Raw genomic sequence first — 13,887 nt, forward strand, 5'->3', positions numbered from 1 at the left:
AGCACCCCGATTAAAACCGAAGTGCTGGATTTTTAAGTTAATTTTCTGGAATAAGCTGAACTAAATCGGAGCGTACCCAACCGTGTTTAGCAGGCGGGTTATTATCAGAAAGAATCTTGTACCATACATAGCCGTCTGTACCCTTCGCTTCTTCGACGATTGCAACTGGGTAACCAAACACGCCTGTTTCCCCTACATATTTTGCTTTATAAGTGAAGTGAACTGGTGAATTTGTTGATGGTTCTGTACGGACGTTTACTAAATGACCGTTTTCATATGACACAAATGCTAATTTAGCTTGTTTGTAATCCTTTTTGCCGAATCGGTTGTCCATACGGTACATATGACCGGCAATTTTACTGCCCCAGAAAGGATCAGATGCGTAGTGAACATTCATACCCGACGTTTTATTACCAGGTGCTGCTCCTTTTGCATAGCCGCCTGACTGTGGTGCATAATTTAAGTTCACATAGCGATTAATAAAGGCCATTACACTATCATCACGTGATGCATAAGTTTCACCTAATGTAGGATCAGTATCAAAAACTTTTATACCGAAAATGTTATTTTTCGTTAAGGCATTTTTACTTACCCCGTAATCACCTTCGTGCATTGATGCCGCTAAAATAAATAAAGCATTAACATTATATTGTGCTTCTACCTGTTTCAACAATTTACCCATACCGATTAAACGAGATTCAATCGGTGCTTTGGCGTATTGAGGAGAAGTTGGAATTGCCTGACGTTCCAGTAATAATGTCATAATCATATTATCTAACTCTTCAGCAGTATAGTTGGAAGGCTGACGAATAGATTGGAATTGGAAGTAAGGATAATGTGTCCCTATTTTTTTCGTTAAGAATACATCTGAATAGAAGTTTACACCATCTTGGCTGTAATATTGTGCGCCACGCTGCATAAACGCAGGTGCTTCACTAATAACATAATCCCAATTATATTTTTGTGAACTATGATTATACGTACGATGTGTTAAGTAACCGCCTTCAACAAAATAGAAATCTTGTCCTTTAATTAAGCTTGTCGGTGTTAATGCTACTTCATCGATTTTCACATAGCCTTTTGTATCAGCTAATTGAACGATTGCATATTGATCATTGCTTCCAAAATATTTAAATTGAGACCCTTTCGTAGCATATGATAATGACTTCGTAAATTTTTGGTCTGAATAAACCGTTACTGTAGTTGCAGTTGCAGAAGCAATACCTGCAGACATTTTAATAATTTTGTCGCCTTTTAATATAAGGTTTGAACCAGAACTATTTAATGCTGCTTCTGCTTGCTCATAGTTAAAGTAAACAGGAGGATTTTTATCAATGACACCCTTTGAAATTTTACCTACATAATAAACATTAGGATTTGGAGCAGGTGGTGTTACAACTGGACCTGAATTATTGTCATCCTCTTTTACAGCAAAATTTTGAATAGTGCTGTTCATTCGGAATAAAAAAGCAGCAGCATGACCGATTGTTGCATTTCCTTGTGGGTCAAAAAACACACCTTTGTTTGTATGTGATCCACGGATAATATTGTAATAAACATTTGTAGCGACAGCAGGCTTAAATTGGTCGCTGATTTTGTTATTGTCTTTAAACGTTAAAGGTTGTCCATCAAGCGGCACGTTAGAATAGCGCAGCGCTTTTTGTAAAAAGCCTGCCATATGCTGACGTGTAATCTTTTCATTTGGACGGAATGTGCCATCCGGATAACCACTTAAAATATTTGCCCCCGCAGCAGCCTGAATATCAAGTGTAAGTTCATTGCCAGCTTTTAAATCTTTAAAAGTATATGTAGAAGAAGCTGGTAACTGAAGTGCACGCGTTATATATGAAGCGAATTCGCCACGCGTAACAGCGCGGTTCGGGTTATAGTTACCTTTACTGTCAGGTCGTATAACACCTAGATTTGACCAATATGTTAATTCATTCACCATTTGATGGCCTTTTATATCATTTGCATGAGATGTTGACTGTGTTGTAAAAGACAAAGCTACGACAAAAGCGAGTGCTAGTCCAATTATTTTTTTAAACACATATTCACGCTCCTTTCCCTATTGGTTATTTTAACAATTTATGAGAGTGAATAATAGAAAAATAGTAATTCTTTATTCGTTTGTAATATAATTGTAAAAAAATGGTTTTACGGAAGTGTGATAGAGAAAACTGAAGTAGATTTAACAATATGAAGCTATATGCTAAACCTACTTGGTAAATGAAGGAGATTAAGCTTAACAATAAAAGGTGTGTAGAAGTAAATGGGAGATTTGGAGACAAAGTGTGGAGGATACGATTCAAATAACTGGTGACTTACATATGAAACAAGAAACTTTATATATTTAAAGCCTTGGAAATTTTTTTTACTTCTTTAGTTAAATAATTTAGCTGTTCTTGAATACCTTTTATATCCACGTTATTGTTCGTATTATTAATTGTCAGTTGCTGTGCTTCTTGTATAGCAAGTGCAGTCGCAAACGTAGAAATCCCTTCAGAAAGCGTAGCTAATAAACCTGCTATAACCTCAAGTGAAGCTGCCTGAAGGACTGGTGAGTTCTCCGGAATTGCTTCAGTATTTTTTTTGCGGTTATTATTTTGCAATGCTATGACCTCCAAACTAGTGTTATATACATCTTATGGAGATAATGAGCAAATATGAATATTGCTCAGAAATTTGGTAAATAACTTAGTTTAACAATAGCGCAAGCTCCTCGTGGTGGCGCCTTCACAAAAATACCGAATATATCAGCAAGCTTCTATTAAACTTTATTCTTTTAAAACGGCATTCCTATAATATTAATATGTGTTTTGTATGAACATTGTATTATAATTGTAACCATATTATACTTAAGTTCGTCTTAATCCACATGAGCAAAACTCATCTAAATAGGGAACTACATATAAGAAAGGGTTTGGGACATCTATGAAGGACATTTCTGTCAAAATGAATAAAAATGAGTGGCTCGAAATCTTGGGAGCAATGATTGTACTTTGTGCGGCAACACTGCTACCACCAGCTATAGCACAAATCAGTACTGCTATATTCTTTGTACTATTTGCATTTTTCAAGCCATTTCAAAGTTTAGTGATCTTAGTACCGTACGTAATTTTCCGTACACTTTTTATTGAACTAAACCCTGGACTTAAACTAATAGGAGATTTAATAACGATTGTAGTATTGTTACGAATGTTCCTGTTGAATACAAAGAAATTTAAAACATGGTTCCACTTTAAACCATTTGAATATTTCTTTTTTGCCTTTTTAATTTTTGGGGCGGTTATCGGTTATAAAAACGGTGTATCACTTGGAGCGATTGTGTTCCAATTACGTACATTCGGCGTAATGTATTTGTTGTATTATATTATTAGCCGAAGTGAATTGCCGAAAAATTTCCTTGTAAAACTTGCTTGGGTGACTGTATTTTCAGGTGCCATCATTTTTGTGCAAGGTATCGTCGAAAAATTATCGATGCGCCAATTATTAATGCCAGAAGTTTGGACTCAAAAGATCCTTTCATCTACTAACTTTGTGCGTATATATGGAATGCTTAACAATCCAAACTCATTGGCTTTAGTCATGTTCTTTGCAATCAGCGCGGTATTTTTCCTGCGTTGGGTATATAAAGATACTGAATTTAAATGGAGTCTACGTATCGCGCAAGTGGCATTCTTTGGTATGCTATTACTGACATTATCTCGTGGTACTTGGATCGCAGCGTTCGTATTCGTCCTTTTCTTTATGTTAATTGCACGCAATTGGCAGTTATTGAAGAAGATAGGCGTTACGTTGATCGTATCCATTGTATTAATTTATTTACCAGTCAACTGGGGCGTTACATTTTTACAGAACTTAGGTGTAGAAAACACAGTAGCACCAGATGAAATTTCAGGCGGAATCAGTAACCGCTTCACTGAAACGTTTTCAGATGACACACTGGAGTTAATGCAGGAAAGCGGTCGAATGTTCTATATTAAAAAGGGAATTGAAGTATTAAAAGATTACCCTATTACAGGTGCGGGCTTTGGTACATTCGGTGGCTCTGCAACGTTATCGTATGATTCACCAATATATGAAGAATACGGAATTCGTTCAGATATTTATGGCGGCAAGAACTTCTACTCTGATAACCAATACATCCAAGTTATTGCAGAAACTGGCGCGGTAGGTGTGCTTCTATTTGCAGGCTTCCTACTGGCAATGGTATGGATGTACTGGAAGGAACGTAAAACGGTGTTCGGTCAATATTTATTTGGGCTATGGTTTGCAACAGGTGTAGCAGGTTTCTTCTATAATATTTGGGAATTAAAAGTATATGTGCTCTTTTACTTTATTCTCTTTGGTATATTTGCAAGCATGCGCACGATGTACCCAATGCTCAAACTTTGCGATTATGAAAAACAAAAAGCAGAATAATATGAATGGAACTACCTCTTGTAAGGTAGTTCTTTTTTGATTTCTACTAATTTTTCTTAAAACATGTAATTTTATGTTGAAAAGTATGATTTTTTGTAAAATGTAACAAAAGATTAATAGTTTCTTTGGCAAAAATTTGTTAAGGTAAGATATAGGTAAAAAGAGAGGAAGGTGACTTGCTTCAAATTACACAGGAAGCACATATTATGAAAACAAAAAAATCCTTAATTTTAGCAATGTTAATGGTGTTTGCATTAATTTTCAGTACACCACAATTTGCTAGCGCAGCACAATCGACAAATGACTCGTATCCGCTATCGCCAGGGGTAAAATATTCAAACTATACACATAAAGGATCAAAAACGAATATAGTAAATCACTTAGAAGTAGATTTAGCTAATTCTTTTACTAAAATTGGTTTAGGTTTACCAAACCCTATTAATACTCTGATGACGACAACGCAACATGCGAATAATCGTTCAAAGGAAGGGAACAGAGTAGTTGGTGCTATCAATTCCAACTTCTATAATATGGGTGATGGCTATCCTTTATATTTGATTTCTCAATATAACACAATCGTAACACCAAGCGTTATATCTAGCTCAAGCTCCAATTATGTAAGTCAGCCGATTGCTTTCGGTATTACGAAGGATGGTAATGGTGAAATTGCATACTACAACAGCAAAATTAACGTTACATACAATGGTGAGACAAATGAAGTAAATGGTCTGAACGTTAAACGCGGAGATAATGAAGCGGTTATTTATACACCACAAAACCATAGTTCCATGACACCAAATGGTGGTAAAGGAATGGAATTTATTGTGGAAACAGGCAATACAATTGGTGCAACGAAGTTTGGTCAAACGTTAACTGGGAAAGTAACAGCAATTCGCGGCTATGATGATGAAGCGAAGGCAAAAATTCCCCGTAACGGTTTTGTACTTTCATTTAATGGCTCGAATTGGGGCGATAAATACAGAGGTATTAAGATTGGTGATGAAATTTCAGTAAATTTCTCAATCGATAACCGCTGGATGGATGCTCAGTTTATGATGGCGAGTGGTCCATTACTAGTACTAGACGGCAAGAAAAATGTAACAATGAATGAATCAAGTTCACGTGCAAGAGAAACTGCGCCACGTACAGCGATTGCAATTAGTAAAGACAAGAAGAAGGTACACTTAATTACAGTAGATGGACGTGTTAGTTCAAGTGCTGGGATGACATTAACGCAGTTTGCAGATTATTTAGTAAGTCTTGGATTTGATCGTGCCATCAATTTAGATGGTGGTGGCTCAACAACGATGGGTATACGTAAATATGGAAGTAATACAGTAGTATTAGCGAATACACCGTCTGGAGGCACACAACGTCGCGTTTCTGCAATCATTGAAGCGATTAGTACAGCACCAACAACAAATGCTCCAAAACATATCCAAGTAACTCGTGATAAAGTTGGCACATTATTAGTGGGAGCAACAGTAAAACTTACACCAAATTATGTGTTGGATGAGTATTACAATCCACTACCGATGAATGCAAGTGATTTTACGATTACGCCACAAAATAATACAGTTTCAGTAAATGGCTTAAGCTATACAGCAGTTTCTCCAGGATCTGAACGATTAACTGTATCGAATCAAGGTGCTGTTCAATCGATTAGCTTTAATGTAGTGGATGCACCAGCCGGACTTTCCATTTCAGGTATAACAGGACCGGTTGCACCAAATGCATCAATTCAGTTAAAAGCAAATGTTACTGGGGCAAATAATGAACCGTTAATTTATAATGATTCACAAATTCAATGGTCAATAGATGGAGATATTGGTTCAGTATTTAGTTCGGGCGTATTCAAATCAAATGGTAAAGAAGGTACTGCCCGTGTAACGGCAACATTAGGAACGAAATCCGTTTCTAAAGAAATCGTTGTAAAGGCAGCAGAAAAGGCATTGTTTAAAGATATTTCAGTAAACAATCGATATAAAACTGAAATATCATATTTAGTTGAAAATAAATTAATCAGTGGTTATCCGGATGGAACATTTAAACCGGAATTAGCTTTAAATCGTGGTCAGGCGGCTGTTCTGTTAACGCGTGCCTTAGGTTTATCAACAAAAGATGTTGCGAACCCTGGATTTAGCGATTTATCAACGAACAACACATATTATGGTGCAGTTGCTGCTATTGTCCAAGCAGGTATTATGAGTGGTACAGGTGATGGCAAGTTCGAGCCAGGTAAACCTTTGACTCGTGCACAAATGTCAAAAATTCTTGTTGAAGCATATGGCTTAACAGGTACAACTGCTGCCAAATTCAAAGATGTAAGCACAAAGCATTGGGCGTATGATTATATTCATACGTTAGCGGCAAATGAGATTACAACGGGTTATGAAGACAATACATTCAAACCGGGTGTAGAAGTATCACGTATGCACTTCAGTTTATTCTTATACCGCACAATCACACAGCAATAAATATTCGAGAGCCTTTGTAAAGCTGCAGCGAGGAATCGCAGCTTTTACAAAGGCTTTTTTTGGGGGAAACAGAGGAGAGTGGGGAGAGAGGGAGGAACAAGTGAAATGAAGTTAAAGCGAAGGAATATTGAATGGAGATTTATATTAATAAATAAGGTGGGCAAAATTAAGTTAATTTGAACAGGTTGTAAGTATTTGGGAATGTCGTTTGAAAAGTAGAATGTCCCTTGGCAAAAGTAGATCCTAGCACACCGGAAGTAGAACTTTTTCAGTAAAAAGTAGAAAGTATCAGCTAAAAAGTAGAGGCCGGCGAGAGTATTAGCAAATGCCGTTTAAAAAGTAGAACGCTCCGTGGCGAAAGTAGAACCATGTACACCGGAAGTAGAACCTTTTCAGTAAAAAGTAGAAAGTATCAGCTGAAAAGTAGAACCCAGCGAGAGTATTAGCAAATGCCGTTTAAAAAGTAGAACGCTCCGTGGCGAAAGTAGAACCATGTACACCGGAAGTAGAACCTTTTCAGTAAAAAGTAGAAAGTATCAGCTGAAAATTAGAACCCAGCGAGAGTATTAGCAAATGCCGTTTAAAAAGTAGAACGCTCCGTGGCGAAAGTAGAACCATGTACACCGGAAGTAGAACCTTTTCAGTAAAAAGTAGAAAGTATCAGCTGAAAAGTAGAACCCAGCGAGAGTATTAGCAAATGCCGTTTAAAAAGTAGAACGCTCCGTGACGAAAGTAGAACCATGTACACCGGAAGTAGAACCTTTTCAGTAAAAAATAGAAAGTATCAGCTGAAAAGTAGAGGCCGGCGAGAGTATTAGCAAATGCCGTTTAAAAAGTAGAACGTCCCTTGGCAAAAGTAGATCCTAGTACGCCGGAAGTAGAACCTCGCTGATAAAAAGTAGAAAGCATGAGCTGAAAAGTAGAACCCGATACGAAGAAAGCAAAATTCTAGGTAAAAACCCCTGCAAAAAAATAAATATCTTCATTACTACCTCATCAAATCCTACGCTCTAAAATATCATCAGGGATCAAGTAATAAACACCTCGTCCACTACCTAATTGCTTTAACTTCAATCTTTTAAGAAGTTTGGAAGCGACAGCTTTGCTTTCAATCCCTACAAAATCTCTTAATTCCCGATTTGTAATACGATCGTTAATTAAAATCCGGTATTGATGCAATGCCAGATATATTGCATCCTTATTCTTTTCGCCGCATTGTGAGCAAATCCACAACCCAAAGTGATAATACATGACATTTTGAAATTGGCATTTTACGCAAAGTACTCCTTTACGTAAACGATGACTCTCCACTTTCATCTTAGGGGGAAGCCGGCAAGATAAAGACTTTAATTTATTTTTTAAATGCTCTAAATCTACCGATGTTTCATGATGATTTGCATATAATTTTTCTAGAAACAGAGGCATTCCACTTAAATGAATGATGGGCGAGTTATTTAAGGATTGGTCTAATTTTGTTCGAATATTAGCATTAACAACAATATATAAAACGGGTAACTGAATCGACCATTTTGAAAGCTGATGAGAGAGAAAGAGCTGATGACGAAAAGCTTGGTCAAACGGATTCGGAAAATTTTCTAAGACACCCTCCTCAGTTAGTCGGGCAAATTCATGGAAAAGTGGTTTATAAAATAATGTACCTGATATTTGTTTTACCTCGATAATGAGGAGAAATCTAGTCGTTAAAACAATGGCATCAATTTCATGGGAAAAACCCTTCTCATTTACACATTCAAAATTATAAAGAATTGTTGCATCATCTTTAAAATGATAATCTGCTAATACACGATGTAATTTTTCTTCTCCTGATATGCCAGCTAGAATTCGATAATACTTCTCCTGTACTTTAATGAAATCTACATCATCTGCTAATAACCTAGAAACAAGAGCCTCCATATAATAGTAGTTTTCTGATTTATGCAATTTCTCACCCCTAACTGCAATTTATATCAAAATTAACTTTCCTGCAAATAGGGTTAAATAGACTATTTTCCAAGAAAAAACGACTGAAATCACCAGGTCGCAACCAATACTAAATACAAACCGTCATTTAAATGAAAAAACACATTTTTTCGTATTGAATAAAGTAATCTCACTTTCGGGAATATCGTTTCAAACGAACATTATGCTATACTTAAAATATAATTTATTAAGTGGAAGGGGGTTCCTAAGTTAGTTTTGCACCCCCTTTTTTCAAATGAAAATGAAATAAACCAGGCATACATAAATGCTTGATTCAAAGGATGATTGTATAGATGAAAATTGGAATTGTCGGAAATTACGGAAATGATAACAATGGGGATGAGGCGATTTTATTAAGTATCATTCGCCAACTGCAAAAGGTATTTCAAATAGATACACAAAATATAACGGTGTTTAGCAATAATCCGAAACAAACAGCAGAACGTTATAGTGTCCAAAGTGCTCCGTTATATTACAAAAATGGAAATGCGGTAAAAACGTTCGCTAAAACATATAAAGAGAATTCTAAAGTGGTAAAAAATCTCGATTTCGTCGTTATTGGCGGCGGTGGTATTTTAATGGATCTTTATAAACGTGAAGCCCCATTATACGGCTCATATGCGATGATGGCCCATAATAACAATGTACCTTATGTTGTATATGGCTGTGGAGCTGGTCCACTTAATACTGGTTTGGGGAAATGGTTTATACGCTACATGGCAAAGCATGCCCAAAATATTTCTGTGCGCGACCCGCAATCGCAAACACTTTTAAAATCCATCGGGGTAAAACGGGATGTGCCTGTAATTGGGGACCCGGCATTTAGTTTAGAAGTAGAACGTTCAAATTATAGTGAAAAACCAAAATCAGTAGGTGTGACAGCGGTACCTTATTATAATGCTTCGTACTGGCCAACAGGCGATGAGAAAAAATACGAAAACTATATTGATGGCATGGCGAAAAACCTAGACCGTTTAATTGAAGAGCAGCAAGTTGAAGTTACGTTTTTTGCAACGAAATATCCACAAGATGCTGACGTAACTAAAGATATTCAGGCTAAAATGAAGCATGCACAAAACACAAAAATCATTGATGAAAATTTACCGCCCCAACGCATTTTAGATCTTACAGCTACATTCGATGTATTAATCGGTACACGACTGCACTCACTGATTTTAGCAACAGATGCAAAAACGCCGATTATTGGTGTATCATACCATGTGAAAGTAAATGACTTTTTACAAATGGCAGGGCTAGGAAATTATTCTTTACCAATCGAAGAACTTCATAAATCAGACGATAAATTTGCAATGCTTTTTAACGATATGGCTTTAGATTGGAACGGTGCACAAAAATTAGCTACTCGTACAAATGCATCATTTAAAGAAAAATCAGCATTAGGAGAGCGGCTTTTAAAAGAAGGTGCTAAAAGATCATGAAAAAAGTTTTAGTCATTAGCAATATGTATCCATCAAAGGAGCATTTAGCTTACGGCATTTTTGTGAAAAATCAGGTTGAGCAACTTGAACAAGAAGGTATCGAAACATTACTAGCTGTTAATACGAATCCGGCAACAGGAAAGAAAAATGTATTGTTTAAATATGCGAAATGGGCGCGAAATGTTATGCGTACTTTCCGCGCTAATAAGCGAGAAATTTCGCTCACACATAGTCACTATGTCTTTCCGAGCGGACTGTTTAGCTATTATTTAAAAAAACGCTACAATATTCCTTATATCGTAACAGCTCATGGCGGAGATATTAATAAAATGGCCAAAAAGGGTGGGCAAATTCGCCAGTTTACTGAGAAAATTCTGCAATCGGCTGACCATGTCATTGCGGTTGGGGAAGAGCTTGCGGCAACAATTGAAAAGAGCTTCAATGTCCCTAACGATAAAATTACGGTTATGAGTATGGGTATTGACCGTAATGTTTTCAAAAAAACAGAAGATAAAAAACAGACTGCTGTACAGCTCGGATTGAATCCGGAAAAAACGAACTTTCTGTTTGTGGGCAATATTATTCGAGAAAAAGGTGTCGCAGAACTTATACAAGCCTTCAATAAAGTTACTGAAAGCGCACCTGGCCAATCAGCGCTTTACTGTGTAGGATCGACAAAGGATGCGAATTTTACAAGTAAAGTGAAGGAACTTGCACAAGGTAATGCCGACATTCATTTTATTGAGCCAATGCCACAGCATGAATTAGCCCGGTATTTCCAGGCAGCGGACGTTTTTGTCCTTCCTTCCTATATTGAGGGGCTTGGATTAGTAGCGTTAGAGGCGATGAGCAGTGGGACACCTGTAATTGCATCTGATGTCGGAGGCTTGCATTACATGTTGGCAGATGGTGCTGGCGTATTAGTCCCACCTAAAGATGAGATTCTGCTACAGCTCGCACTTGAAAATGCAGTAAAAGAAGGTATGCAAGTAAATGAATCACGAGTGAACGAACTGCTTGAACTTCATGATGCTAAAGAAATTATTACTCGTCTAAAAGAGCTCTACACAACACATGCCAAATAAAGTAACTGTAATTAAATAAAGGATTGTGATAAGCGTTGAAAGGAATTTTAAAAATAATAGGGGCAGTAGCTGTTATTAATATAATAGCTAGGTTAGTTGGCTTTGCCCGGGAGACATATATCGCAACCGCATTCGGAACAACGCTATATTCGGATAGTATTGTTAATGCTTATACGATCCCTAACTTTTTGTATTTAGTAATTGGCGGGGCGTTTACGACTGCATTTATATCGGTTTACCATAAAACTACGTCAAGTATTACGGAATATATTCGTCGTACATTTACAACGATACTCATTACCATTACGCTTGTTGTCATTTTGTTTTTGGTTTTGGCAGATCCGATATTAATGCAGTTTTTCCATGTGAAAGACGAAGCAGAATATGAAATACTGCGCTCTCTGTACTTTTGGATGATGCCATCAACGATTATGCTCGTGTTATCGACTTGGATGAGTGGTATTTTAAATGTACAGGGCCGCTACCATTTATCGGCATTTTCTGTACTTATATATAATGGCTCATTTTTAATCGTATCGGTTGTATTATCTATTATGATGGGACCAATTGGAATGGGTATCGGTGCATTGGTTGGTGCCGTTTGTATGTTCCTGTTCTTAGTATATGGTGTACGCAATGTGAAGGAAATGTCATTTAAGCCGAGCTTAAAAGGGGCAGAAGATCAAAAAATGCTATGGAAAGTAGCATTACCTATTTTACTTGGTGGTGCCACAGCCCAGGTTTATATACTAATCCAGAGTTTCTTTTCAGCAATGCTTGAAGAAGGGGTTCGGTCTGCAATGAACTATGCAACCAAAATGTCACAGTTCCCACAGGCAATCTTAATGACCGCTGTAACGACGGTAATTTTCCCGTTACTCAGTAGAAAAGAGGGAGAAGGGGATACAGAGTCTGTAAAAGCACTTTACGTTCGTGGAATGCGCTTACTATACATACTTGTTCTACCTGTTTCCGTGTTCTTCTACTTCCAGGCAGAGGGAATTATCCGGATAGTATTTGAATATAATAAATTCGGATCTGAATCTACAGCAATTACAGCACCATTACTGCAAGTATTCAGTACAACGATGTTCTTCCTGGCCGCGAATACGTATATTACACGTTTCTATTATGCAAAGGGTAACTCTGTACTACCGATGATCTTTAGTATTTTAACAGTATTCGGTGTGAATATCGCAGTTGTATTAGCTACGATTGATGCTTTAGGTGCAAATGCAGTAGCACTAGGTACATTAGTCAGTGCAATCGTGAACTTCCTGCTACTTATTATTGTTTTACATAGTAAGTACCAATTAAAGCTTGTAAACAAGAATATTGGTCAGTTCATAAAACTGGCAGCAATTGGATTAGTGTTTATTGCGGTTAACTGGGCGATTGCCGAATGGATTGTAATTGATCAAAAGTGGATGCATATTATACTCACATTTGTAATTGCTTCAATTAGTTATTTCATAATACTTTTTGTCTTCAAAATACAGGAGCTTCAGCAAATTGCAGAGAAAGTAAAAGCGAAAATTTCCAGGAAAAAATAAAGAAAGGCGTATCCGAATGAGGATGCGCTTTTTTGTCGGTAAAGGAATTTAATGGCGAAATAAGTCCTTTATAAAGCCAAACTTTTTACTTTGCAGGACAATTTACGGATTGCTAACAATTAAAATATTCAAAAGTAATGTTAATAGACTGCATAATATGCAATGATATCTTATATTTATGACAGATACCTTTATTTTAAGAAAAAATTAATATATAATTGTATTTGGAATAATTGGAATTAATTATATGATGTACTAATCATCTAAAATAGAGATAAGGGTGGAGAGGTATGGCAAGAGGACGTCGTGTAAATTCAAGCGGTGAAAAAAGCAAAAAGCTATTACTAGAAAAGGCAATTGAGTTATTTTCTACATACGGTTATCATCAAACGAAAATAAGTGACATAGTAAAAGCAGCAAATTTAACGCAGCCTACATTTTATTTATATTTCCAAAGTAAAGAAACATTATTTAATGATTTAAATGAACAGTTCCAAAATGAATTAGTTGAACTATTTTCCGACGCATCAAATGATGTAACTAATGAAAACTATGCAACAGACATTATTCAAAAAAATTTAAAAAAGATGTTTGACTATTTCATGAAAAATCCTAACTTAACGAAAATCGGATTTTATGATGCAGAGCAATCTACGGCTGTAAAGCAAATGCTTGTTTCGAAATTAGAAAATGTCATTAACAATAATTTAAATGAGTATTCAGTAGCGAAACAGGTTAATGCGACAGTTCTAGCAGAAAGTTTGATCGGGTCGATGGAACGTTTAACACTAACAAACTTATTAACGAATAAAACAAATCCAGAGCAATTAGCCCAAGATATTAGTATGATTTATTTTTCAAATGAGAAAAGCTTAGTTCATCAATAAATATAAGAGACGATTCGTAACTAAATTCGAATCGTCTCTTT

Annotated in this window: 9 protein-coding genes; 6 read left to right on the forward strand and 3 right to left on the reverse strand. The window is 36.4% G+C overall.

The window, feature by feature from the left end:
• Nucleotides 1-37 precede the first annotated feature (37 nt).
• Both MKY13_RS03055 and MKY13_RS03060 read right to left on the reverse strand, forming a co-directional pair.
• Nucleotides 38-2,050, reverse strand: a complete 2,013-nt coding sequence (locus MKY13_RS03055) for an S-layer homology domain-containing protein (protein WP_339215226.1) — start codon at nucleotides 2,048-2,050, stop codon at nucleotides 38-40.
• A 295-nt stretch (nucleotides 2,051-2,345) separates the two neighbouring features.
• Nucleotides 2,346-2,612, reverse strand: a complete 267-nt coding sequence (locus MKY13_RS03060) for a multidrug ABC transporter ATPase (protein ID WP_191698704.1) — start codon at nucleotides 2,610-2,612, stop codon at nucleotides 2,346-2,348.
• A 322-nt stretch (nucleotides 2,613-2,934) separates the two neighbouring features.
• Between MKY13_RS03060 and MKY13_RS03065 the strand changes: the two genes are divergently transcribed.
• Nucleotides 2,935-4,425 (forward strand): O-antigen ligase family protein, encoded by a 1,491-nt coding sequence (locus tag MKY13_RS03065; RefSeq protein ID WP_339215228.1) that lies wholly within the window; start codon nucleotides 2,935-2,937, stop codon nucleotides 4,423-4,425.
• A gap of 206 nt (nucleotides 4,426-4,631) precedes the next feature.
• Entirely contained in the window at nucleotides 4,632-6,902 is a 2,271-nt protein-coding gene (locus tag MKY13_RS03070) for an S-layer homology domain-containing protein (RefSeq protein WP_339215230.1), read from the forward strand.
• 996 nt (nucleotides 6,903-7,898) lie between these two features.
• Here the strand turns inward: MKY13_RS03070 and MKY13_RS03075 are convergent.
• Nucleotides 7,899-8,843, reverse strand: a complete 945-nt coding sequence (locus tag MKY13_RS03075; protein ID WP_339215232.1) for a nuclease-related domain-containing protein — start codon at nucleotides 8,841-8,843, stop codon at nucleotides 7,899-7,901.
• A gap of 332 nt (nucleotides 8,844-9,175) precedes the next feature.
• On the opposite strand from MKY13_RS03075, the gene MKY13_RS03080 reads away from it, so the two are divergent.
• The 4 genes from MKY13_RS03080 to MKY13_RS03095 all read left to right on the forward strand — a co-directional run bounded on the left by MKY13_RS03080 (nucleotide 9,176) and on the right by MKY13_RS03095 (nucleotide 13,846).
• Nucleotides 9,176-10,321 (forward strand): polysaccharide pyruvyl transferase family protein, encoded by a 1,146-nt coding sequence (locus MKY13_RS03080; RefSeq protein ID WP_339215234.1) that lies wholly within the window; start codon nucleotides 9,176-9,178, stop codon nucleotides 10,319-10,321.
• On the forward strand, nucleotides 10,318-11,406 hold the full coding sequence (locus MKY13_RS03085) for a glycosyltransferase (RefSeq protein ID WP_339215236.1): 1,089 nt from the start codon (nucleotides 10,318-10,320) through the stop codon (nucleotides 11,404-11,406). Before MKY13_RS03080 ends, MKY13_RS03085 begins: the two co-directional genes overlap by 4 nt.
• Nucleotides 11,407-11,441: 35 nt before the next feature.
• Nucleotides 11,442-12,959, forward strand: coding sequence for a murein biosynthesis integral membrane protein MurJ (gene murJ, locus MKY13_RS03090; RefSeq protein WP_339215238.1), 1,518 nt, complete (start codon nucleotides 11,442-11,444; stop codon nucleotides 12,957-12,959).
• A 290-nt stretch (nucleotides 12,960-13,249) separates the two neighbouring features.
• Nucleotides 13,250-13,846, forward strand: a complete 597-nt coding sequence (locus MKY13_RS03095; protein ID WP_191698697.1) for a TetR/AcrR family transcriptional regulator — start codon at nucleotides 13,250-13,252, stop codon at nucleotides 13,844-13,846.
• Nucleotides 13,847-13,887 lie beyond the last annotated feature (41 nt).

The sequence above is a fragment of the Solibacillus sp. FSL W8-0372 genome, assembly GCF_037969735.1.
Taxonomy (GTDB): domain Bacteria; phylum Bacillota; class Bacilli; order Bacillales_A; family Planococcaceae; genus Solibacillus; species Solibacillus faecavium.